The organism is Pseudomonas sp. FFPRI_1 (genome assembly GCF_055384485.1).
In genome coordinates this window covers 5,297,672-5,319,009 of the sequence record NZ_AP029168.1, presented here as the reverse complement: position 1 = coordinate 5,319,009, position 21,338 = coordinate 5,297,672, and the positions used below count along the sequence as shown (strand labels likewise).

Annotated in this window: 21 protein-coding genes and 3 tRNA genes; 20 read left to right on the top strand and 4 right to left on the bottom strand. The window is 57.6% G+C overall.

The annotated features are described in order from the left end of the window. On the top strand, window positions 1-765 hold the full coding sequence (locus ACZ5BO_RS23535; RefSeq protein WP_464696645.1) for a C40 family peptidase: 765 nt from the start codon (window positions 1-3) through the stop codon (window positions 763-765). 105 nt (window positions 766-870) lie between these two features. Here the strand turns inward: ACZ5BO_RS23535 and ACZ5BO_RS23530 are convergent, their stop codons facing one another. Continuing rightward, window positions 871-1,116, bottom strand: a complete 246-nt coding sequence (locus ACZ5BO_RS23530; RefSeq protein ID WP_464696644.1) for a hypothetical protein — start codon at window positions 1,114-1,116, stop codon at window positions 871-873. A gap of 94 nt (window positions 1,117-1,210) precedes the next feature. Then, a complete protein-coding gene (locus ACZ5BO_RS23525) occupies window positions 1,211-1,456 on the bottom strand; it encodes a hypothetical protein (RefSeq protein WP_464696643.1) in 246 nt (81 codons plus the stop codon). 132 nt (window positions 1,457-1,588) lie between these two features. Between ACZ5BO_RS23525 and ACZ5BO_RS23520 the strand changes: the two genes are divergently transcribed. The 10 genes from ACZ5BO_RS23520 to ACZ5BO_RS23475 all read left to right on the top strand — a co-directional run bounded on the left by ACZ5BO_RS23520 (window position 1,589) and on the right by ACZ5BO_RS23475 (window position 10,077). Then, on the top strand, window positions 1,589-1,939 hold the full coding sequence (locus ACZ5BO_RS23520; RefSeq protein WP_464696642.1) for a hypothetical protein: 351 nt from the start codon (window positions 1,589-1,591) through the stop codon (window positions 1,937-1,939). A 62-nt stretch (window positions 1,940-2,001) separates the two neighbouring features. Next, the gene (locus ACZ5BO_RS23515) at window positions 2,002-2,613 is read left to right on the top strand and encodes a tail assembly protein (RefSeq protein WP_464696641.1); all 612 of its coding nucleotides are present in this window, start codon (window positions 2,002-2,004) and stop codon (window positions 2,611-2,613) included. A gap of 59 nt (window positions 2,614-2,672) precedes the next feature. Continuing rightward, window positions 2,673-6,131, top strand: a complete 3,459-nt coding sequence (locus ACZ5BO_RS23510; RefSeq protein WP_464696640.1) for a TipJ family phage tail tip protein — start codon at window positions 2,673-2,675, stop codon at window positions 6,129-6,131. Further along, the gene (locus ACZ5BO_RS23505) at window positions 6,128-6,421 is read left to right on the top strand and encodes a hypothetical protein (protein WP_464696639.1); all 294 of its coding nucleotides are present in this window, start codon (window positions 6,128-6,130) and stop codon (window positions 6,419-6,421) included. Before ACZ5BO_RS23510 ends, ACZ5BO_RS23505 begins: the two co-directional genes overlap by 4 nt. Further along, window positions 6,418-7,242, top strand: a complete 825-nt coding sequence (locus tag ACZ5BO_RS23500) for a hypothetical protein (RefSeq protein ID WP_464696638.1) — start codon at window positions 6,418-6,420, stop codon at window positions 7,240-7,242. Before ACZ5BO_RS23505 ends, ACZ5BO_RS23500 begins: the two co-directional genes overlap by 4 nt. 58 nt (window positions 7,243-7,300) lie before the next feature. After that, window positions 7,301-8,332 (top strand): hypothetical protein, encoded by a 1,032-nt coding sequence (locus ACZ5BO_RS23495; RefSeq protein ID WP_464696636.1) that lies wholly within the window; start codon window positions 7,301-7,303, stop codon window positions 8,330-8,332. A gap of 3 nt (window positions 8,333-8,335) precedes the next feature. Beyond that, window positions 8,336-8,716 carry a hypothetical protein gene (locus tag ACZ5BO_RS23490; protein WP_464696635.1) on the top strand — a complete coding sequence of 127 codons (381 nt, stop codon included), beginning with the start codon at window positions 8,336-8,338 and terminating at the stop codon, window positions 8,714-8,716. Next, window positions 8,697-8,867 (top strand): hypothetical protein, encoded by a 171-nt coding sequence (locus ACZ5BO_RS23485; protein ID WP_464696634.1) that lies wholly within the window; start codon window positions 8,697-8,699, stop codon window positions 8,865-8,867. Before ACZ5BO_RS23490 ends, ACZ5BO_RS23485 begins: the two co-directional genes overlap by 20 nt. 59 nt (window positions 8,868-8,926) lie before the next feature. Continuing rightward, a complete protein-coding gene (locus ACZ5BO_RS23480) occupies window positions 8,927-9,553 on the top strand; it encodes a glycoside hydrolase family 19 protein (protein WP_464696633.1) in 627 nt (208 codons plus the stop codon). After that, on the top strand, window positions 9,550-10,077 hold the full coding sequence (locus tag ACZ5BO_RS23475; RefSeq protein ID WP_464696632.1) for a DUF2514 family protein: 528 nt from the start codon (window positions 9,550-9,552) through the stop codon (window positions 10,075-10,077). The genes ACZ5BO_RS23480 and ACZ5BO_RS23475 overlap by 4 nt, the downstream gene beginning before the upstream one ends. Here ACZ5BO_RS23475 and ACZ5BO_RS23470 read toward each other — a convergent pair whose 3' ends face one another. Both ACZ5BO_RS23470 and folD read right to left on the bottom strand, forming a co-directional pair. Continuing rightward, complete coding sequence (locus ACZ5BO_RS23470) at window positions 10,078-10,404, bottom strand: hypothetical protein (protein ID WP_464696631.1); 327 nt, start codon at window positions 10,402-10,404, stop codon at window positions 10,078-10,080. It abuts the gene before it with no gap. A gap of 487 nt (window positions 10,405-10,891) precedes the next feature. Continuing rightward, window positions 10,892-11,746: a bifunctional methylenetetrahydrofolate dehydrogenase/methenyltetrahydrofolate cyclohydrolase FolD gene (gene folD, locus ACZ5BO_RS23465; RefSeq protein WP_464696630.1), complete on the bottom strand. Its 855-nt coding sequence runs from the start codon at window positions 11,744-11,746 to the stop codon at window positions 10,892-10,894. A gap of 280 nt (window positions 11,747-12,026) precedes the next feature. On the opposite strand from folD, the gene ACZ5BO_RS23460 reads away from it, so the two are divergent. The 9 genes from ACZ5BO_RS23460 to ACZ5BO_RS23420 all read left to right on the top strand — a co-directional run bounded on the left by ACZ5BO_RS23460 (window position 12,027) and on the right by ACZ5BO_RS23420 (window position 21,284). After that, a tRNA-Arg gene (locus ACZ5BO_RS23460) sits at window positions 12,027-12,103 on the top strand. Between the two features lie 40 nt (window positions 12,104-12,143). After that, window positions 12,144-12,219 (top strand) — tRNA-His (locus ACZ5BO_RS23455). A gap of 57 nt (window positions 12,220-12,276) precedes the next feature. Further along, window positions 12,277-12,361: transfer RNA gene (locus ACZ5BO_RS23450), tRNA-Leu, on the top strand. A gap of 410 nt (window positions 12,362-12,771) precedes the next feature. After that, on the top strand, window positions 12,772-14,082 hold the full coding sequence (gene tig, locus ACZ5BO_RS23445) for a trigger factor (protein ID WP_025126505.1): 1,311 nt from the start codon (window positions 12,772-12,774) through the stop codon (window positions 14,080-14,082). Between the two features lie 92 nt (window positions 14,083-14,174). Continuing rightward, on the top strand, window positions 14,175-14,816 hold the full coding sequence (gene clpP, locus ACZ5BO_RS23440; protein WP_016965272.1) for an ATP-dependent Clp endopeptidase proteolytic subunit ClpP: 642 nt from the start codon (window positions 14,175-14,177) through the stop codon (window positions 14,814-14,816). A gap of 106 nt (window positions 14,817-14,922) precedes the next feature. Further along, complete coding sequence (gene clpX, locus ACZ5BO_RS23435; protein WP_025126506.1) at window positions 14,923-16,206, top strand: ATP-dependent Clp protease ATP-binding subunit ClpX; 1,284 nt, start codon at window positions 14,923-14,925, stop codon at window positions 16,204-16,206. Window positions 16,207-16,368: 162 nt separating this feature from the next. Continuing rightward, window positions 16,369-18,765 carry an endopeptidase La gene (lon, locus tag ACZ5BO_RS23430; protein WP_464696629.1) on the top strand — a complete coding sequence of 799 codons (2,397 nt, stop codon included), beginning with the start codon at window positions 16,369-16,371 and terminating at the stop codon, window positions 18,763-18,765. 148 nt (window positions 18,766-18,913) lie between these two features. Further along, window positions 18,914-19,186 carry an HU family DNA-binding protein gene (locus ACZ5BO_RS23425; RefSeq protein WP_011062271.1) on the top strand — a complete coding sequence of 91 codons (273 nt, stop codon included), beginning with the start codon at window positions 18,914-18,916 and terminating at the stop codon, window positions 19,184-19,186. A gap of 226 nt (window positions 19,187-19,412) precedes the next feature. After that, window positions 19,413-21,284, top strand: a complete 1,872-nt coding sequence (locus tag ACZ5BO_RS23420; RefSeq protein ID WP_025126508.1) for a SurA N-terminal domain-containing protein — start codon at window positions 19,413-19,415, stop codon at window positions 21,282-21,284. Window positions 21,285-21,338: the final 54 nt, after the last annotated feature.

The following is a 21,338-nucleotide window of genomic DNA, read 5'->3' as shown; positions in this document are numbered from 1 at the left end:
ATGCGTAAGCACATCTTGAGCGCGATCCAGGCACATGCCGCAGCTGAGTACCCGAAGGAGTGTTGCGGCCTGGTCCTGGCCATTGGGCGCAAGCAGCAGTACTTCCCGTGCCGAAACATCTCGACTGAGCCGAGCGAAGAATTCCGGCTTGACCCGGAGGACTACGCCGCAGCGGAAGACCGGGGCGAGGTGATCGGCATTGTTCATTCGCACCCAGACGCCACCAGCAGGCCGTCACCTCGGGACCTGGCCATGTGCGAGGCCACGGCTTTGCCCTGGCACATTCTGAGCTGGCCGGAGGGGGATCTGCGCACGGTGACTCCATCAGGCTACACGCCGCTGCTGGGGCGCCCGTTCGTGCATGGTGCCTGGGACTGCTGGCAGGTCTGTGCAGACTGGTACAAGCGGGAATGGGGGCTTGAGTTCGAGGCCTTCAAGCGGGAGGACGGCTGGTGGGAGAAGGCCGACGGCCCCAGCCTCTACGAGCAGGCCTACGAGGCTGCCGGCTTCTATCAAGTGGATCAGCTTCAACGCGGGGACATGATCATCATGACCGTAGGTCGCACGGCACACCCGAACCATGCAGGGATTTACCTGGGCACTGATCCGACGCTTCCCGGCGAAGAGTCGGGCACATTCGGCCCCGGGCCTTTTCTGCTGCACCACCTGTACGGTCGCCCGAGCGAGATCATAGTTTTCGGCGGCCCTTGGCTTGACCGAACACGCCTGATCCTCAGGCACAAAGATGCAAAACAACCAACATGACGCGGCCAGGCCGCAGGAGCAGGATATGACTCAGCCTTTTGAAGTAACTGAAGACGGTAAAGTGCGCATTGCCGGCGCTGTAATCCGCGACAATGCGCCAGTCGATTAAAGAGGCTTCGCCCCTACGCCATTTTTTATAGCCTCTTGGACATTGCTGAGGTCACCACCAACAGCGTCGAGCGCAAGATTGAACGCGCCCGAATCAGCCGATGACTGCCGGGTGTTTTTGAAGAAATTGACGTACTTCTGCAGTTCTGCTGCGTCGTAGTCTGGGCGAGAGCGTAAGTAAAGCGATATTGCGCCAAACGCTGCGATGATCCCTGCCTCAGTAGAGCTTACGGGTGTAGCCATGTTGACCTCCAGGTCATAAACGCGCCGATATTGGCGCAACCCCAGTCCTTGGGCTTGCAGGCGAAGGGTTGGGGGATATCCTTTTTAAAAGTGGCTATTCCAGCGGTTTGTGCGGCTGAAGGGTTACTTCGATTCCCTCAATAGCCCCTGGCTCACCCTTGGTGATTTCTAATGCCATGCCGGGGATAAGGTGCTGCTTGATTACCCACCCCCCTGCAAGCGTGTACTTAACATCAACAGGGACTGGAAGGCCACGAAAGTTAATAGTGAGTTTCTTGCCGATCTCGGTTTTTTCCAAAGCATCAAGCAAGGTCTGCGATAGGTTTGTCTCTTCAGACATTACGCCCTCCATAGGTGAGTCACAAAGCTACTACGACAAGATTCGACTCGGTTACTGGCATTCCATCCACGCTGGATGTCTGATCAGGAGAGATGGTGATATCGTCTGCTGATCTCACAAGGAGCAGAATTTATGCGAGTTTGGATAGGGGCGGCGGCTTTGGTGATGCTGGCGGGGTGCATGGCGCCGACGATGAACGAAGCCCGTAAGGAAGGGCCCTACAAGGTGCTGACCTCGAAAAAGTCCGATGCCGTGCTGGCTAAATGTGTTCAATATGAATGGCAAAACCAACCAATCTTCGGCGGTACGCCGGGCGCCACGCTTCAGCCGGGACGCGACGCCGGATACACAGTGTTCACTGAGGGTTCTCAGTACTTCGTTGATATCCAGCAAAAGGGCTCAGGCTCTGAGGCAAAGTATTATGTAGTGGTTGGCAACTGGATTGCTAACAAACGACTGGCCGCGTTACAGGGCTGCTTGTAGCGGCACGTCAAATTGTCCAGGGCTCGCTTCGGCGAGCCTTTTTATTGCCCGGAGAAAAGCACATGGCGGCACTTGCCATCAATTATCAGCCCATGACCACGATTCTGCTTTACGGACAGCTTCGTCAGTTTGGGAGGTCCTTTCGGATGGCCGTAAGGACACCCGCAGAAGCAGTTAAAGCTCTGTGCGTCCAAATTCCAGGGTTCGAGCGCTTCTTGTCCAACGCCAAGTCCCGCGGGGTTGAGTTCGCTGTATTTCGCGGCAAGACAAACCTTGCGGAGAAGGAGCTTGAATTCACGGGCGAGGGTGATATTCGCATTGCTCCGGTGATAACCGGTAGTAAGCGCGGCGGCGCACTGCAAACCATTGTCGGCGCAGTACTGATCGTTGTTGGCCTCGTCATCACTGGTGGCACATTCGGCGCAGGTGCGCCATTCGGTTCTGCGCTGATCATGATGGGCGGCTCGATGGTGCTGGGCGGCGTGATCCAAATGCTCAGCCCCCAACCTGGCGGCCTTAAGACCAGCGCCGGGCCCGAGAATACGCCCGGTTACGCCTTCGGCAGCGCCAAAAACACCACGGCCTCGGGAAACCCGGTACCGCTCTGCTACGGCAAGCGCCGTGTAGGCGGGGCGATCATCAGCGCCGCGATCTACGCAGAAGGCCAGATGTAGTAGTCGCTCGCAGCACCGCAGCCGCCCATGAGGCGGTTTTTTATTGCCTGGAGGAAAGCATGGGCGCAGTACAAAACATCGAGCTCCACGGCGCCAAGGGCGGCGAAAAGAAACCCAAGGCGCCGATTGAGGCCCCAGACAGCCTGCGCTCTGTAGCCATAGCCAAAATGCTGATTGCAGTGGGCGAGGGCGAGTTCGAAGGCGTGCCGACTGCGCGCGATATCTACCTCGACAATACCCCGCTGCAAGACCCTCAGGGCAACATGAACTTCCCGAATGTGAAGTGGGAGTGGCGTACCGGGGCGGTGGACCAGACCTACATCCAGGGTATCCCATCGGTCGAGAACGAGACGACCATCAGCACAGAGCTGCGCAGCGGCACCCCGTGGGTTCGTGCAATCAACAACATCCAGCTATCGGCCGTGCGCCTGCGCTTTGCCTGGCCGATGCTTCAGTCCATTGATGCGGCTGGCAACATCAACGGTTACCGGATTTCCTACAAGGTCGAGGTGGCCACCGACGGCGGGGCTTATCAGGAGGTCTTGAACGAGGCAGTGGATGGCAAAACCACCAGCGTCTACGAGCGTACCCGGCGTATCAATCTGCCGGCAGCTACCAGCGGCTGGCTGCTCAGGGTTACCCGCATCACCCCGAACCAGAACAACAACAAAATTGCCGACACCATGCAGATCGCGGGATTCACTGAGGTCATCGATGCAAAGCTGCGCTACCCGAACACCGCGCTGCTCTACATCGAGTTCTCGGCCGAGCAGTTCCGCAGTATCCCAGCCGTCACTGTGGAGACCAAGCTGAAGAAGGTCCTTGTGCCGACCAACTACGACCCTGTGGCCAGGACCTACTCCGGTATCTGGGACGGCAGCTTCAAGTTGGCCTGGACTGACAACCCAACCTGGATGACCTTCGACATCACTGTCAGCGACCGCTTCGGCTTGGGCCGGCGGATCAAGCCGTGGCAGGTGGACAAGTGGGAGTTGTACCGGATTTCCCAGTACTGCGACCAATTGGTGCCAGACGGGAAAGGCGGAATGGAGCCGCGTTTCATCTGTAACTTGAACCTCCAGAGCAAGGCCGATGCCTGGACGCTGCTGCGCGATATCTCCGCCATCTACCGTGGCATGACCTATTGGGCCCAGGGGCAGGTCTTTACCCTTTCCGATATGCCGCGTGACACCGACTTTGACTTTGCCTACACCCGAGCGAACGTGGTCGATGGCAAGTTCACCTATTCCAGCGCATCGGAGCGCACCCGGTACACGCGGGCTCTTGTCAGCTACGACAACCCAGCGAACAACTATGACACCGACGTCACTGCAGTGACCGACCAGAAACTGCAGCGCCGTTATGGCGATAACCCGCTCGAGATCAGCGCGATCGGTTGCACCCGCGAATCCGAGGCCCAGCGCCGCGGCAAGTGGGCGCTGCTCACCAACTCCAGAGATCGAGCGGTCACGTTCAAGGTTGGCCTGGACGGGCGTATTCCGCTGCCTGGCTACGTCATTCCTGTTGCTGACGAGCTACTGGCCGGCAGGCCCGTAGGCGGGCGTATCGCGGCTGTGAGCGGCAAGGTGATCACACTCGACCGTGATACCCAGGCCAAGGCTGGCGACCGGCTGATCCTGAACCTGCCAGACGGTAAGTGCGAAGGGCGCACCATCCAGATGGTCAGTGGTCGGCAGGTCACTGTGACGACTGCTTACTCCGTAGTGCCTGAGCGCGAACTGGTGTGGGCCTTGGATGCTGATGACCTGGCAATCCCGCTCTACCGCGTCACAAGCGTGGGCCGACCGGAGCCAGGTGTTTTCGAGATCTCAGCCATTCAGTACGACCCGAGCAAGTTTGCGCACATCGACACAGGCGCCCGACTGGAAGAGCGCCCAATCAGCGTGATTCCGATCACCGTCGTCCCGCCGCCGGCGAGCGTCACTCTCTCATCGAGTTCCGCGGTAGACCAGGGCATCGCGATCAGCACCATGAACATCTCTTGGCCTGCTGTGAGTGGCGCTGTGGGCTACGACGTGGAATGGCGCAAGGACAACGGCAATTGGGTCAAGCTGCAGCGCACAGGCTCGACCAGCGTAGACGTCACAGGCATTTACGCTGGTGCATACCTGGCCCGGGTGCGGGCGGTGAGTGCGTTTGAGATCTCCTCAATCTGGAAGAGCTCCGATCTGACGAATCTCAAGGGTAAGGAAGGGATTCCGCCGGCAGTTGCGTTCCTGAACACCTCAAGCGAGCTGTTCGGCATTGGCTTGAAATGGGGCTTCCCAGCCGGCGCCGAGGATACCCAGCGGACCGAGATCTGGTATGGCGCGGCGAACAGCCTTGAGGACGCCACGAAGCTGACAGACCTGGCACACCCACAGTCTGACTACAGCCTTCAGGAGCTTAAGGCCGGGGCCACGCTGTTTTTCTGGGCGCGCCTGGTGGACCGCACAGGCAACGTGGGACCGTTCTATCCAGCCGTGAACGGTGTAATGGGCCAGGCCAGCTCGGACGCTGGCCCGATCCTCGATATGCTTGCCGGCAAGATCAGCAAGACAGAGCTCGGCGAGGACCTGCTGAGCGACCTGGAGGGCTTGCAGGAGCAGATCGACGCCCTGGACGGGCTGAAGGGGTACGACCCGGCAGCGGTCTACCTGGAGGGGCAGATGGTCGTGCAGGACGGCCGCATATACCAGGCGATCAAGGACGTGCCTGCCAGTAACCCGCCGCCGAGCCTGACGTACTGGCTCGACGTTGGCCAGTCGGTTGAAGCGGCCAATGGGCTTGCCCAGCAGGTGGCCACCAACACCGCTGATATCACAGAGCTCGACGGTGCAGTCACCGCCCAGGCCAGCGCGACCAGCGCTCTGCGGGCCTCCTGGCGTGAGGATGATGGCTCAGGCGATCTGGCCGACGCGATTAAAGGCTGGAACAACACCGCGGCCATCGCCACCGAGGAGAAGGTTCGGGCAACGGAGATCGAGGCCGAAGCCAAGCGGACGACCAAGCTACAGGCTACGGTCGGCGAGAACGCGGCAGCGATTCAGGAAACGTCCTCGGCCTTGGCCAACACCAACGGTAAGCTTGAAACGCTATGGTCGGTGAAGATGGAGACCACTGCCGGCGGTCAGAAGTACGCCGCATCGTTTGGCCTGGGCCTGCAAGTTGACCCGTCCGGCGTGTCCTCGCAGTTCGTTGTGCGGGCCGACACCTTCATGCTGTTGAACCTCGCAAACGGCACGCCCGTGTCGCCGTTCTCGGTGAGTGGCGGGCAGACGTTTATCCGGTCGGCGTTCATTCAAGAAGGCTCTATCGACATGCTGAAGATTGGTAGCAACTTGCAGTCGAGCAACTACGTGCCTGATGTTTCGGGCTGGGCATTCCGTCCGGATGGAACGTTCCAGATGATGGGGAATACTCCTGGAGGCGCGAGACTCATGATCAATAATAAAGGGCTGTATGTGTTCCATCCGAATGGCGTTAAAGCCATCGATCTGAGCGTGGACGCAACATGACGGTCGGGCTGATTACTCGGGATGCAAACAACAACATCACAACAAACATGACCAAGAAACTGAGCCAGGGGGCTGGCTCGGTTGTCACCAATCGCAGCAACGGATCGATAGCCATTTCGCTTCCGGCAGGTCGCTCTTACTTCTACGTTGTCCAGCCGCTGGAAGACTCGCAGAGGACGGCGGGTAAGAAGCCTGGCGTCACGATTACACAGGGCAGGCTGGAATGGGCTTACGTGATACCGAGTGGCTTTGCGATGAACTGCGAAATTTTCTATGGGTACTACCGATGAATACAGCACTCATCGCCCGCGACGAGAGCGGCAATGTTCTCTATGACACGTCGAAGTCGATCTACGGTCTCATAAAGAGCGGTCCCGTTGAATATGCAGGGACATGGCGTCGATTTCAGCCAAGTGGGGCAGTGAGCGTTTACTACGACAACATCTACAAGTTTGAAGTTGAAGGCGCAATCAGCCCGCTTGTCTTTGTCACGGGCGCGAGCAACAAGCCGTTTCAGTCAAAGGAGGGCAGCAAGACGGTGTTCTACTTTGCCGGCCAGGTCGACGGCATCAAGGTTTATTGCTTTGACGTCATGCGGCCAATCTTTACTGGGCCTGCACTCAAGACGCGAAAGGATGACGGAAGGTTCACGTTCAACAGTCTCCAGCAACCGTTGAATGTCATTGGCGCGTCGACTCCGCCTGCCCCAGCGAGCTTTCCCAATGGAACGCAAGTGCCGTTTTCTGGTGGGTCTATTGGGGTGCTTATATCGCAGCCAACAGGTTCGACACTCGGCGGCGTCCTGTGGGCTTATTACACGGTAAACCTCGATGCAAGCAAGACTTACGCCGCGCATATTCCGTGGGACCGCGGCTGCGGCTTTGTGAGTCAGCTCGGCAGCGATACTGTCTTCAGAGGCGCTGTTCATGAGGGATGCTACGGCCAGCAAGGGTCAATTGTGCACTGCATGTGGAACTCGCCGGAAACTACTTACGCCGGCGTTCACAGCACGACCCCCCAGGGGTTCACGTCGCTACTAGCCGACCGGAGGCCATCATGCTCGTACATAGATACTGCCGAATACCCATACCCCTTTAATCCACAGCTGTAACTGAAGCGTCCGAATGCGCCCGCCTTGTGCGGGTTTCTTATTGCCTGGAGAAAACCATATGGCTTGGCTTAGAGCCGGAACAGTAGCTGTGACAAACGGCTCTACAACGGTCACCGGAACCGGCGCCGGGTTTGCTGCGAACACCCGCGTTGGTGATGCTTTCATCGGTCCCGATGGTCGCCAGTACGAGCTGCAGAACGTTGCAAGCGACACAGTGATATCGATCCTGCCGGCGTACTTGGGGCCGACGGCATCCGGTCAGCCTTATGCTGTGATGCCTGTGCAGGGCTACCAGAAACTGCTGGCCGACCTTGTGCGCGACTGGACGGGGCAGTATGGCCAGAAGATGGCGGCGCTGGGTACCACTGGCAACTATGACATCCTGCCGATTGCAAAGGGTGGCACCGGCGGCACGGATCAAGTTAGCGCACGTGCTGGACTCGGCCTTGGAACGGCCGCGACGGCGAATATCACTACCAGTGCAATAGATAGTACTGCTGGACGGGTTCTGAAGGTCGGCGACAACGGCATCGGGTCGAGGGGGGAGGCCATCAATTACCTGGCGAACGCAAACGTCCCACCTCCATCTGGAAAAGCTAGGGTTCAACCGGAAACCGCAAACGGGCCAGGGGTCTTCGGGACTCTTGAGCAGTCTTACTTCGACACCGGCTCCTGGACTCAGACAGTTACAAGCATCATCGACGGGACCGTGTTCGCAAGAGCCAAGGCCAGCTGGCTACCAAGCCCGACAGAGTGGGTTAGGCAGACGCCGGAGCGAGTCAATAACAGCAGCGGCAGCGCGATAAAGTTTCCCGACGGGACAATGATCTGTTGGGTTGAGTCAAAGACAGGCCGCACAACATCGAACGCGTCCGGGTCGGTATTCGTCGGGACTGAAGAGACTCTAACTTTCCCTGTTCCGTTTGCCGGTCCTCCGACCGCCATCCCGGCCGTTGCATATTCTGGAGGCGCTTATTGCTGGGCATCCGTCGGGTCGACAAGCGCGCAGCAAGTGGTAGTTAACGGGTTTAGCCCGTTCGGCAGCTCTACATATCTGATGCGCTGCATAGCCATTGGCAACTGGAAGTGAAAAATGATCATTAACTTTATTCCTGTCTACACAGACACCATGACGCGACTGAAGACTATTTCCGTGAAGGGGCAAACCATCACGATCAATGGCGAGCCATTCGACTTCTCGCCTCTCGGGAACGGTTACGAGCTGCCGCAGGACGCAATCGGTTCGGAGTTTTTTGCCGACAAGGCGATCATGTCCGAGGATGGCGTCTTGACCGTGTCGCTGTTCATGCCATACGACGAGGCGGTCGCAACGCAGGCCATTCGGTTCCCTGACCCGGTCGTGATGAAATCTGATGGCCCCGTAGATATCCCGACTGATCACCCGGCAGCCCCGGTTTTTGTTCCTGAGCCAGAAGAAGATGAGGAGGAAGCGCATGGACTTCTCGAAGAGTGAAAAGGTCGTAGCAGAGCCGGACATCGAAGTTCTCAACGCAATTGAGTACCTGCGCCAGACCGACTGGCTGGTGGTGCGCAAGATGGAGACAGGGAAGGAGATCCCGGCGGACATCGCTGAGAAGCGTGCCGAGGCGCGCAGCCTGATCTAAAACCGCAACACCCAACCCGGCCCGCCAAGTGCGGGATTTTTTTTGCCTGGAGAAAAGTAATGCCGATCACCGAGCAGCAGTTGCTGCAGATCCTCCCGAACGCCCGCCCAGTCGCGGGCGTTTTTGTTCCTGCGCTCAACCGCGCCATGGCCCGCTTCAAGATCGATTCCCGCGTGCGGCAGGCTGCGTTCCTCTCCCAGGTCGGGCATGAGTCGGGTCAGTTGCGGCGTCTGGTTGAAAACCTGAACTACAGCGCCGAGGCGCTGGTGCGAACTTGGCCTAACCGGTTCACCGCGCAGACTGCTGCCGCCTACGCTCGCCAGCCTGAGAAGATCGCCAACCGCGTCTACGGCGGCCGAATGGGTAACGGCCCTGAGGCCTCAGGCGACGGCTGGCGGTTCCGCGGTCGGGGTCTGATCCAGCTCACCGGCAGATCGAACTATCACGCTGCATCCGGCGGCCTGGGCCTGCCGCTCGAAGCCCAGCCCGAACTGCTGGAGCAACCAGAGCAGGCCGCCCAGTCCGCAGCCTGGTGGTGGTCTACCCATGGCCTGAACGAGCTGGCCGACGCCGGCCGAATCCAGGACATCGGCAGCATCATCAACACTGGACAGCCGGGCCGGGTGCCGAATGGCGCTGCTGATCGCAAGGCCCTTTATGAACTGGCGCTGAAGGTGTTGGCATGAACGCCCTAGTGCTGAAGATTGGCGGAATTGCTCTGGCTGCCTTGCTGCTGGCCGGCCTGGAAGCCTGGGCACTGTCCAGCGTCTACGACCACGGCAGGGCGGTCGAGAAGGCCGAGTGGCAAGCGCGCTGGAATGCCCGGGACGCCGGAGATAAGCAAGCCTGGGGCCTGGCTGAGGCTGAGGAGCGCGACAAGGAGCAGGCGAGGCAGAACTCAATCAATAAGGCGGTGCAAGATGGACAACGGACAATTGACGAAGCTGTTGCTGATGCTGCCGCTGCTCGGGCTGATCTCAGCATGCGGGACCAGACAGACCGAACCGCCAGCCGTACCGCAAGTCAGGTCGGCGGCAATTCCTGCACTGCCGCCGCAAGCGCGGCAGCTTCCCGCGCCGTCCTGGTGCTTGCCGACGTGCTCAAGCGCGCTGATCAAAGAGCGGAAGATCTGGCAGCAACTGCTGATCAAAGCGGGGCAAGGGGAGTGACGTGTGAGCAGGCCTATGAAGGAGTTGCCGGCAGGCCATAACTACCGTCCCTTGCTGGGCCTTGGTATCTGTCTGCGTAGATCCTCGTTTGTGCGCCGCAGGAACTCGCACGATGCCTCAAGCTCGATAACTCTATTACGGTGCTGTGTAGCTTCGGCTGCCTTGCTGCGAACTCTCACCACGGCTTCGTCTCTGTCGTGCACAGCAGCTGCATGCAGGCGAACAAGCTTGTAGATGTTTTCCCGGGTGGTGCGCAGCTGCAGGTTCAGCTCCGCCACTTCATTTTCCAGTAGCAGGATGTGCTGTTTGCATGTTTCCAGGGGCGTAGGGATGCCCAGCCAATCGGCTGTGTCGTCTTCGGTGTGCACGGTACTACCTCGATCCATATGCTGTATGTGCATACAGTAATCGAGGCTTGAACGAGGCGCGATTTGCGCCGACGAACTGTAGGTGTTGGGGTGCGGTGTGCGGTCGGCAGAACGCCGGAGGCGGGAAAACTGGTTGTACCAATTTTTGTACCACTGGGGGTGGGGCGTGGGTGCTTGGTGCGTAGCAGTGGTGGGTAGAACCCCAGTAAACGCTGGGGTTTATCCCGCTGCGGCCCGCTGGAAACCGCAGAAAACATCTTATGAGTATGGCTGAAGAACTGTCGATTGTTCTTCCGCTGTCAGCCGAAAACCCTTAAAAACAAAGAAAAAACACCGATTTTTCCTGAACGGTAGGGCGCTGGCAGGAGAGTCCGGTGGCGGCGCCGAAGGCTAAGAATCAGGGGCGATAACGAGAAGGGAAAGGGTCAGTCATTGTGGAATAAAAAAAGCCCGCCAATGGCGGGCTTTCGGGCGCACTGCGGAACACTCAGCTGTGCAGCGATTCAGCGGCGTACAGCGTGTTCTCCAGCAGGCAGGCGCGGGTCATGGGGCCTACGCCGCCAGGCACGGGTGTGATCCAGCCGGCACGGGGCAGGGCGGTTTCATACACCACATCGCCCACCAGTTTGCCGTCATCCTGGCGATTGATGCCAACGTCGATGACGATTGCCCCTTCCTTGATCCACTCGCCTTTGACCAAGCCTGGCTTGCCGGCGGCAACCACTACCAGATCGGCGCGGCCGACGTGGCCGGCCAGGTCCTTGGTGAAACGGTGGGTCACGGTCACGGTGCAGCCGGCCAACAGCAGCTCCATGGCCATTGGGCGGCCGACGATATTGGAAGCGCCGACGATCACCGCATCCATGCCGTACAGATCCGCACCGGTGCTTTCCAGCAGGGCCATGATCCCTTTGGGGGTGCAAGGGCGCAGCAGAGGGATGCGCTGGGCCAGGCGGCCGACGTTATAAGGATGGAAACCATCCACGTCTTTATCCGGGCGAATGCGTTCCAGCAATAGAGAGGCATCCAGATGCTGGGGCAGTGGCAGTTGCAGCAGGACGCCATCGATGTTCGGGTCATCGTTGAGGCGGTCGATCAAGCCCGCCAGGGCTTCTTGGGTGGTGTCGGCGGGCAAGTCGTAGGCTTGTGAAAGAAAGCCGACCTCTTCGCAGTCTTTACGCTTGTGCGAGACATAAACTTGAGAGGCCGGGTCGCTGCCGACCAGAATCACCGCGAGGCCCGGAGTACGGAGACCTTGCTGGCGACGCTCGGCGACACGTTTGGCGATCTGCTGGCGCAGGCTAGCGGCGATCGCTTTGCCGTCGATTAGTTGTGCAGTCATGACGCGTGATTAACCATCGAGAGGGTGAGAAAAAGAGAACGCATTCTCGCATGTCGAAACGTGAGGGCAAAGGCGCTTGGTCTGTGAATTCCCCTAACTCCTTTAATTAAATGAATTTTTTTCAAAAAAGAGTTGACGACCTAACCGACCGTCTATAACATTCGTCGCACTTGTCGGGCACAGCCTAGCACTGGTTAAGAAGGTCGGGCAGAGTTGATGGTTAACTCGTAACGACTGAAAGCACTTAGTTTGTAATCGTTAAAGAATACAGATTAATAAGGCGCCCGTAGCTCAGCTGGATAGAGCATCCGCCTTCTAAGCGGATGGTCGCAGGTTCGAGTCCTGCCGGGTGCGCCATTAGGCAGCTTTGGCACAAGTAACGCAACAACGCAATATGGTGGGCGTAGCTCAGTTGGTAGAGCACAGGATTGTGACTCCTGTTGTCGTGGGTTCGATCCCCATCGTCCACCCCATATTCGAAGAAGGCGCCAGATTAATAGTCTGGCGCTTTTGCTTTAAAAGCTTGTCAAGCGGACGTGGTGGAATTGGTAGACACACTGGATTTAGGTTCCAGCGCCGCAAGGTGTAAGAGTTCGAGTCTCTTCGTCCGCACCAATAAAGTAGCTAGTTAATAGCAGAATACGGCGCAGCACCTGAAAAGGGCTGCGCCGTTTTCGTTTCCGGGCCCGATGCTTTCGGTGTGACAGCATCTAGCGGGTTGGCCGAGTGGCAAATTATTTGTCCTTTGGTCGCCGGGTGTCGGGATGTAGTCATTGACTGGTGGTTGTCAGGGGGTGCTGTCCTGCTCCTTCTATATATAGAAGGGTTGGTGTAGAGGCCCTGGTTTGATTCGTAGTATTTGCTCTCATGGCGAGGCTCAATCCTTTGTCCCCGCCTTCACATGGCCGGCTGTTTTTTACTCGTTTCCAGTAGGGTGACTTCTTGAGTTTGACCCACTAGAATGCATGCCCTTGATTCTGGGGTCGGAAAACGGCCGGCTAACGTCTGTGCAACGAGGAATATCCATGCAAGTTTCTGTTGAAAATACTTCTGCTCTTGAGCGCCGCATGAGCATCACCGTGCCGGCTGAGCGCATCGAGAGCCAGGTCAACAAGCGTCTGCAGCAGACTGCCCAAAAGGCCAAGATTGCCGGCTTCCGTCCGGGCAAGGTTCCAATGAGCGTGATCCGTCAGCGTTATGAGGCTGATGCACGTCAAGAAGCAGTGGGTGATGTGATCCAGGCTTCCTTCTATGAAGCTGTGGTCGAGCAGAAGCTGAACCCGGCTGGCGCTCCTTCGGTCGAGCCTAAAGTGCTGGAGAAGGGCAAGGATCTGGAATACGTCGCAACTTTCGAAGTTTTCCCAGAGTTCACCGTTGCCGGCTTCGAAAACATCGCTGTCGAGCGCCTGAGCGCCGAAGTGGCTGATGCCGATCTGGACAACATGCTGGAAATCCTGCGCAAGCAGAACGTTCGCTTCGAAGTGACTGATCGCGCTGCGCAGAATGATGATCAACTGAACATCGATTTCGTGGGCAAGGTTGACGGTGAAGTCTTTGCCGGTGGTTCGGCCAAGGGTACTCAGTTGGTGCTGGGCTCCGGTCGCATGATCCCTGGCTTCGAAGAAGGCCTGGTAGGTGCTAAAGCAGGTGAAGAGCGTGTTCTGAACCTGACTTTCCCAGAGAACTACCAGAACCTGGATCTGGCCAACAAGGCTGCCGAGTTCACCGTTACTGTCAACAGCGTTTCCGAGCCTAAGCTGCCAGAGCTGACCGAAGAGTTCTTCGCTCAGTTCGGTATCAAGGAAGCCGGTCTGGAAGGTTTCCGTGCCGAAGTTCGCAAGAACATGGAGCGCGAACTGCGCCAGGCCATCAAGTCCAAAGTCAAGAATCAGGTAATGGACGGTCTGCTGGCCTCCAACCCGATCGAAGTGCCTAAGGCGCTGCTGGAAAACGAAGTCAACCGCCTGCGCGTTCAAGCTGTTCAGCAGTTTGGTGGCAATATCAAGCCAGATCAATTGCCGGCCGAGCTGTTCGAAGAGCAAGCCAAGCGCCGTGTAGTGCTGGGTCTGATCGTTGCTGAAGTGGTCAAGCAATTCGACCTCAAGCCAGACGAAGCGCGTGTTCGCGAGCTGATCCAGGAAATGGCCTCGGCTTATCAGGAGCCTGAGCAGGTCGTGTCCTGGTACTACAAGAACGAGCAGCAATTGAGCGAAGTCCGTTCTGTTGTGCTGGAAGAGCAAGTTGTGGATACTGTTCTGCAGAAAGCTAGCGTGACCGACAAATCGGTCTCTTACGAAGAAGCGGTCAAGCCGGTAGAAGCACCTCAAGCCGACTGATTTTCTTCTCGTTCGAAGCACACACCATAAGCCAGCCTTCGCGCTGGCTTATGCGTATTCAAGACATGACTATTTGGGAGTGACTGCAGGACATGTCCCGCAATTCTTATTATCAGCAGAGCTCTGACATCCAGGCCGCAGGCGGCCTGGTCCCGATGGTTATCGAGCAGTCCGCCCGTGGCGAACGCGCCTATGACATCTACTCGCGCCTTTTGAAGGAGCGGGTGATCTTCCTGATTGGCCCGGTAGAGGACTACATGGCCAACCTAGTAGCCGCGCAACTGCTCTTCCTTGAAGCGGAGAACCCGGACAAGGACATCCATCTCTACATCAACTCGCCAGGTGGTTCGGTGACTGCAGGCATGTCGATCTACGACACCATGCAGTTCATCAAGCCTGATGTTTCGACTATCTGCATCGGCCAGGCCTGCAGCATGGGCGCATTCCTGCTCGCCGGTGGCGCTGCAGGCAAGCGTCATTGCCTGCCTAACTCGCGGATGATGATTCACCAACCGCTCGGCGGTTTCCAAGGCCAGGCGTCGGATATCGATATTCATGCCAAGGAAATCCTGCACATTCGTTCGCGCTTGAACTCGCTGTTGGCTCACCACACTGGCCAGAGCCTTGAAACCATTGAGCGTGATACCGAGCGTGACAACTTCATGAGCGCCGAACGCGCCGCGGAGTACGGTCTGATCGACTCCGTGATCAACAAGCGTCAAATGCCTGCCTAAGCAACTCAAATGTAGGCGGCTGGTTTAACTGGCTGCCTGCGGACTTGAAAAAGCCCGCAATAGCCTTCATCTTGTGTTGCAAGCCTATCGGATTTGGATCGATCGAATGACTGACACCCGCAACGGCGAGGACAACGGCAAACTGCTTTATTGCTCCTTCTGTGGCAAAAGCCAGCATGAAGTACGCAAATTGATTGCCGGCCCCTCGGTCTTTATCTGCGACGAGTGCGTCGACCTGTGCAATGACATCATCCGTGAGGAGGTGCAGGAAGCCCAGGCCGAAAGCAGCGCGCATAAATTGCCTTCGCCCAAAGAAATCAGCGGCATCCTTGATCAGTATGTGATTGGTCAGGAGCGCGCGAAAAAGGTTCTGGCCGTAGCGGTGTACAACCACTACAAGCGCCTCAACCAGCGTGACAAGAAGAATGACGAAGTCGAGCTTGGCAAGAGCAACATCTTGCTGATCGGCCCTACAGGTTCGGGTAAGACGCTGCTGGCGGAAACCCTGGCTCGTCTGTTGAATGTACCCTTCACTATCGCCGACGCCACCACCCTGACCGAAGCCGGTTATGTGGGTGAGGATGTCGAGAACATCATTCAGAAGTTGCTGCAGAAGTGCGACTACGACGTGGAAAAAGCCCAGATGGGCATTGTCTACATCGATGAGATCGACAAGATTTCCCGCAAGTCTGACAACCCTTCGATTACCCGGGATGTTTCCGGTGAAGGCGTCCAGCAGGCCCTGTTGAAGTTGATTGAAGGCACGGTCGCTTCGGTTCCACCTCAAGGTGGTCGTAAGCATCCGCAGCAGGAATTCCTGCAAGTCGATACTCGCAACATTCTGTTCATCTGTGGTGGTGCGTTCTCCGGTCTGGAAAAGGTTATTCAAAACCGTTCCACCCGTGGCGGCATTGGTTTCAATGCCGAGGTGCGCAGCAAGGAAGAGGGCAAGAAAGTCGGTGAGTCCCTGCGTGAAGTCGAGCCTGACGATCTGGTCAAGTTCGGTCTGATCCCGGAATTCGTCGGTCGTCTGCCGGTTCTTGCAACCCTGGATGAGTTGGATGAAGCCGCTCTGATTCAGATTCTTACTGAACCGAAGAACGCCTTGACCAAGCAGTACGCCAAGTTGTTCGAGATGGAAGGTGTCGATCTGGAGTTCCGGACCGACGCATTGAAGTCGGTGGCCAAGCGGGCACTGGAACGCAAGACCGGCGCTCGCGGCCTGCGTTCGATTCTCGAGGGCGTTCTGCTCGACACTATGTATGAAATCCCCTCGCAGTCCGAGGTGAGTAAAGTAGTGATCGACGAAAGCGTCATTGAAGGCAAGTCTCAGCCACTGTACATCTATGAGAACAGTGAGCCGACGGCCAAGGCAGCGCCAGACGCCTAAGCGTCACGCTGTTGGATTGAAAGAAGGGGCCTTCGGGCCCCTTTGTTTTTAGCGCTTTAAAGTGCTGTCTTTGAGCTTGTTTTTTTTGCAGGCAGCCCCCATCTTGGTTTCAAGCTTACTTCCATCTGTTTACGGCCGTACGGCCGCCGTAGAGGCGAAATCATGAAGACAACCATCGAATTGCCTCTCCTGCCATTGCGTGATGTTGTGGTTTATCCGCACATGGTTATCCCGCTGTTCGTGGGGCGCGAGAAATCGATCGAAGCCCTCGAGGCAGCGATGACGGGCGACAAGCAGATTCTCTTGCTGGCACAGAGAAACCCTGCTGATGACGATCCCGGTGAAGATGCACTGTATCGCGTAGGTACCATTGCCACTGTCCTGCAGTTGCTCAAACTGCCTGATGGCACCGTCAAGGTGCTGGTTGAAGGCGAGCAGCGTGGTGCTGTAGAGCGTTTCAGTGAAGTTGATGGGCACTGCCGTGCCGAAGTTTCCCTGATTGACGAAGTGGATGCTCCTGATCGCGAGTCGGAAGTGTTCGTTCGCAGTCTGTTGTCCCAGTTCGAGCAGTATGTGCAACTGGGTAAGAAAGTCCCCGCCGAGGTGTTGTCCTCCCTCAACAGCATCGATGAGCCAAGCCGCCTGGTCGACACCATGGCCGCGCACATGGCGCTGAAAATCGAGCAGAAGCAGGAAATCCTCGAGATCATCGATCTGACTGCTCGGGTCGAGCATGTCCTGGCATTGCTGGACGCCGAGATCGATCTGCTGCAAGTGGAAAAGCGCATTCGTGGCCGCGTTAAGAAGCAAATGGAACGCAGCCAGCGCGAGTACTACTTGAATGAGCAGATGAAGGCCATTCAAAAAGAATTGGGTGACGGTGACGAAGGTCACAACGAAATCGAAGAGCTGAAAAAGCGTATCGATGCCGCCGGCTTGCCAAAAGATGCAATGACCAAGGCCCAGGCCGAGCTGAACAAGCTCAAGCAGATGTCGCCAATGTCGGCCGAGGCCACCGTGGTGCGTTCCTACATCGACTGGCTGGTCCAGGTGCCGTGGAAGGCCCAGAGCAAGGTACGCCTTGATCTCGCGCGTGCCGAAGACATCCTTGATGCCGACCACTACGGTCTGGAAGAAGTTAAAGAGCGGATTCTTGAATACCTCGCCGTGCAGAAGCGGGTGAAGAAGATTCGCGGCCCGGTGTTGTGCCTGGTCGGTCCTCCCGGGGTGGGTAAAACATCCCTGGCCGAGTCGATCGCCAACGCGACCAACCGTAAATTTGTCCGCATGGCCCTCGGTGGCGTGCGTGATGAGGCGGAAATCCGCGGCCATCGTCGGACCTACATCGGTTCGATGCCGGGAAGATTGATTCAAAAAATGACAAAGGTTGGCGTGCGCAACCCGCTGTTCCTGCTCGATGAAATCGACAAGATGGGCAGCGATATGCGTGGTGATCCGGCCTCGGCATTGCTTGAGGTTCTCGACCCAGAGCAGAACCACAATTTCAACGATCACTACCTGGAGGTCGATTACGACCTGTCCGATGTGATGTTCCTCTGCACCTCCAACTCGATGAACATTCCGCCGGCCTTGCTGGACCGGATGGAGGTGATTCGTCTGCCCGGCTACACCGAGGACGAGAAGATCAACATCGCGGTCAAGTACCTGTCGCCCAAGCAGATCCAGGCCAACGGCCTGAAGAAAGGCGAGCTGGAATTCGACCCGGACGCGATCCGCGACATCATCCGCTATTACACCCGGGAAGCCGGTGTGCGGGGCCTGGAGCGCCAGATTGCCAAGGTTTGCCGCAAGGCGGTGAAAGAGCACGCGATGGAAAAACGCTTCTCGGTCAAGGTCACCCCCGACTTGCTGGAGCACTTCCTCGGCGTGCGTAAATTCCGCTACGGCCTGGCCGAGCAGCAGGACCAGATCGGTCAGGTTACAGGCCTGGCCTGGACCCAGGTCGGTGGCGAGTTGCTGACCATCGAAGCGGCTGTGGTCCCTGGCAAGGGCCAGTTGATCAAGACCGGTTCGCTGGGTGATGTGATGGTCGAGTCGATCACTGCCGCCTTGACCGTGGTGCGCAGCCGGGCGAAGAGCCTGGGCATTCCCCTGGACTTCCATGAGAAGCGCGATACCCATATCCACATGCCTGAAGGGGCGACCCCCAAGGATGGCCCTAGCGCAGGCGTAGGCATGTGCACGGCGCTGGTTTCGGCCTTGACCGGCATTCCGGTGCGGGCTGATGTGGCGATGACTGGCGAGATCACTCTGCGGGGCCAGGTGCTGGCCATTGGCGGGTTGAAAGAGAAATTGCTCGCCGCTCACCGAGGTGGCATCAAGACGGTGATCATTCCGGAAGAGAATGTTCGCGATTTGAAAGAAATTCCTGACAATATCAAGCAGGATCTGCAGATTAAACCCGTTAAATGGATTGACGAAGTCCTGCAAATTGCGCTGCAATACGCGCCGGAGCCCTTGCCGGATGTGGCTCCCGAGATAGTTGCAAAGGACGAAAAACGCGAGTCTGACTCTAAGGAAAGAATTAGCACGCATTAATACGCATTAGCCTGGGGGGCTTCCTTGACAGCTTTTTAGAGCCCTTGTTATAAAGCGGCTCTTAAGTGTCTGTAGGCCATTCAGCACTCGTTTTTGCTTTCACCAAAAAACTTAGAATCATACTCATAGATATATAAGGGGACTTAGAGTGAACAAGTCGGAACTGATTGATGCTATCGCTGCATCTGCTGATCTCCCGAAAGCTGCTGCTGGCCGTGCGCTGGACGCAGTAATCGAATCCGTTACTGGCGCTCTGAAGGCCGGTGACTCTGTTGTGCTGGTTGGTTTCGGTACTTTCTCCGTAACTGATCGTCCAGCTCGTATCGGTCGCAACCCACAGACCGGTAAGACTCTGGAAATCGCTGCTGCTAAAAAGCCAGGTTTCAAAGCCGGTAAAGCACTGAAAGAAGCCGTTAACTAAGTTTCTTCAGGGTCTTTGCCCATCCGGGTCGGGGTCATGCCTGATCTGGCAGCGGGGCGCCAGTAGGCCGGTGTATCACCGGCTTATACCGAGGGTCGCAGGTTCAGCTCTCGTCCGCTCCGCCAGTTACGAGAAGGCGCATCCTCGGATGCGCCTTTCTTCTATCCGGACTCTACCCACGCTCCACGGCTGCTTGAATTGAAGTACAGCCGTTTCTGGGGGACGCATGCTGCAGAATATCAGGGACAATTCACAAGGCTGGATTGCCAAAACCATCATCGGGGTCATCGTCGCGCTGCTGGCGTTGACCGGTTTCGATGCCATTTTCAAGGCCACTACCCATAACCAGGACGCGGCCAAGGTCAACGGCGAGGAAATCACTCAGAACGAGTTGAGCCAAGCCGTCGACATGCAGCGCCGTCAGCTGATGCAACAGTTGGGCAAAGACTTCGATGCCTCCCTGCTGGATGAGAAGATGCTGCGCGAAGCCGCTCTCAAAGGGCTGATCGACCGCAAGCTGCTGCTGCAAGGCGCCGAGGATTCCAAGTTCGCGTTCTCCGAGGGCGCACTGGACCAGGTGATCCTGCAGACGCCGGAATTCCAGGTTGACGGCAAGTTCAGCCCCGAACGTTTCGACCAGGTGATCCGCCAGTTGGGTTACACCCGTCTGCAGTTCCGCCAGATGCTGGCGCAGGAAATGCTGATCGGTCAGGTTCGTGCCGGTCTGGCTGGCAGCGGTTTTGTCACCGACGCTCAGGTGCTGGCCTTCGCTCGTCTGGAAAAGCAGACCCGTGATTTCGCCTCCCTGACCATCAAGGCCGATCCGGCAGCGATCAAGCTGACCGATGAAGAGGTCAAGGCCTACTACGACAAGCACGCCAAGGAGTTCATGACTCCGGATCAGGTGGTGATCGACTACATCGAGTTGAAGAAAGCGGCTTTCTTTGACCAGGTCAGCGTCAAGGACGAAGACCTGCAAGCGTTGTATCAGAAAGAGATCGCCAATCTGTCCGAGCAACGTCGTGCTGCGCACATCCTGATCGAAGTCAACGGCAAGGTGAACGAGGCCCAGGCCAAGGCCAAGATCGAAGAGATCCAGGCGCGTCTGGCCAAAGGCGAAAGCTTCGAGGCGCTGGCCAAGGAGTTCTCCCAGGATCCGGGTTCGGCCAACAACGGTGGTGACCTGGGTTATGCCGGTCCTGGCGTTTACGACCCGGCCTTCGAGAAAGCCCTGTATGCCTTGAACAAGGACCAGGTCTCGGCACCGGTACGTACCGATTTCGGCTTCCACCTGATCAAGCTGCTGGGCGTTGAAGCACCGGAAGTCCCGAGCTTCGCCAGCCTCAAGGACAAGCTGACCCGTGATCTGAAAACCCAGCAGGTCGAGCAGCGTTTCGTCGAGGCGACCAAGCAACTGGAAGACTCGTCGTTCGAAGCGTCCGACCTGGCACAGCCGGCACAGGACCTGAAGCTGACCGTCCATACTTCCGCGCCGTTCGGCCGTGAAGGGGGAGACGGCATCGCGGCCAATCGTGCGGTGGTGCAGGCAGCGTTCAGCACCGAAGTCCTCGATGAGGGTGCCAACAGCACTGCCATCGAACTGGATCCGGAAACGGTGGTGGTGCTGCGTGCCAAAGAGCATCGCAAGCCTGAGCAACTGCCACTGGAAAGCGTGGCCAGCAGCATTCGCACGCAATTGGCCAAGGAGCACGCCAGTGCTGCGGCCAAGACCAAGGCTGAAGAGCTGATCGCCAGCCTGCGTGACGGCAAGACTCCGCTGAACAAGCCGGTGGATGGCCAGAACTGGAAAGTCTCGCAAGCCGTGACCCGTGGCCAGGACGGTATCGATCCGACGGTCCTGCAGGCGCTGTTCCGCATGACCAAGCCTGAGTCCAAGGACAAGCCGACCTTCACCAGCGTGACCCTGCCTGATGGCAATCTGTTGGTGCTGCAGCTCAATGGCGTCAATGAGGCCGCTGCGCCGACCGAGGAAGAGAAGGCCCAGTACCGTCGCTTCCTGGCCTCGCGTGTAGGGCAGCAAGACTTTGCCGCCTACCGCAAGCAGCTGGAAAACCAGGCGGAGATCAAGCGTTACTGATGCTTGATCCGCAGTGTTGAAAAGACCCCGTCCGCAAGGCCGGGGTCTTTTTTT

What these genes read in the sequence shown, in the direction of transcription:
- ACZ5BO_RS23535 (WP_464696645.1), top strand. Translation starts at nt 1, where the DNA reads ATGCGTAAGCACATCTTGAGCGCGATCCAGGCACATGCCGCAGCTGAG.
- ACZ5BO_RS23530 (WP_464696644.1), bottom strand. Translation starts at nt 1,116, where the DNA reads ATGGCTACACCCGTAAGCTCTACTGAGGCAGGGATCATCGCAGCGTTT.
- ACZ5BO_RS23525 (WP_464696643.1), bottom strand. Translation starts at nt 1,456, where the DNA reads ATGTCTGAAGAGACAAACCTATCGCAGACCTTGCTTGATGCTTTGGAA.
- ACZ5BO_RS23520 (WP_464696642.1), top strand. Translation starts at nt 1,589, where the DNA reads ATGCGAGTTTGGATAGGGGCGGCGGCTTTGGTGATGCTGGCGGGGTGC.
- ACZ5BO_RS23515 (WP_464696641.1), top strand. Translation starts at nt 2,002, where the DNA reads ATGGCGGCACTTGCCATCAATTATCAGCCCATGACCACGATTCTGCTT.
- ACZ5BO_RS23510 (WP_464696640.1), top strand. Translation starts at nt 2,673, where the DNA reads ATGGGCGCAGTACAAAACATCGAGCTCCACGGCGCCAAGGGCGGCGAA.
- ACZ5BO_RS23505 (WP_464696639.1), top strand. Translation starts at nt 6,128, where the DNA reads ATGACGGTCGGGCTGATTACTCGGGATGCAAACAACAACATCACAACA.
- ACZ5BO_RS23500 (WP_464696638.1), top strand. Translation starts at nt 6,418, where the DNA reads ATGAATACAGCACTCATCGCCCGCGACGAGAGCGGCAATGTTCTCTAT.
- ACZ5BO_RS23495 (WP_464696636.1), top strand. Translation starts at nt 7,301, where the DNA reads ATGGCTTGGCTTAGAGCCGGAACAGTAGCTGTGACAAACGGCTCTACA.
- ACZ5BO_RS23490 (WP_464696635.1), top strand. Translation starts at nt 8,336, where the DNA reads ATGATCATTAACTTTATTCCTGTCTACACAGACACCATGACGCGACTG.
- ACZ5BO_RS23485 (WP_464696634.1), top strand. Translation starts at nt 8,697, where the DNA reads ATGGACTTCTCGAAGAGTGAAAAGGTCGTAGCAGAGCCGGACATCGAA.
- ACZ5BO_RS23480 (WP_464696633.1), top strand. Translation starts at nt 8,927, where the DNA reads ATGCCGATCACCGAGCAGCAGTTGCTGCAGATCCTCCCGAACGCCCGC.
- ACZ5BO_RS23475 (WP_464696632.1), top strand. Translation starts at nt 9,550, where the DNA reads ATGAACGCCCTAGTGCTGAAGATTGGCGGAATTGCTCTGGCTGCCTTG.
- folD (WP_464696630.1), bottom strand. Translation starts at nt 11,746, where the DNA reads ATGACTGCACAACTAATCGACGGCAAAGCGATCGCCGCTAGCCTGCGC.
- tig (WP_025126505.1), top strand. Translation starts at nt 12,772, where the DNA reads ATGCAAGTTTCTGTTGAAAATACTTCTGCTCTTGAGCGCCGCATGAGC.
- clpP (WP_016965272.1), top strand. Translation starts at nt 14,175, where the DNA reads ATGTCCCGCAATTCTTATTATCAGCAGAGCTCTGACATCCAGGCCGCA.
- clpX (WP_025126506.1), top strand. Translation starts at nt 14,923, where the DNA reads ATGACTGACACCCGCAACGGCGAGGACAACGGCAAACTGCTTTATTGC.
- lon (WP_464696629.1), top strand. Translation starts at nt 16,369, where the DNA reads ATGAAGACAACCATCGAATTGCCTCTCCTGCCATTGCGTGATGTTGTG.
- ACZ5BO_RS23420 (WP_025126508.1), top strand. Translation starts at nt 19,413, where the DNA reads ATGCTGCAGAATATCAGGGACAATTCACAAGGCTGGATTGCCAAAACC.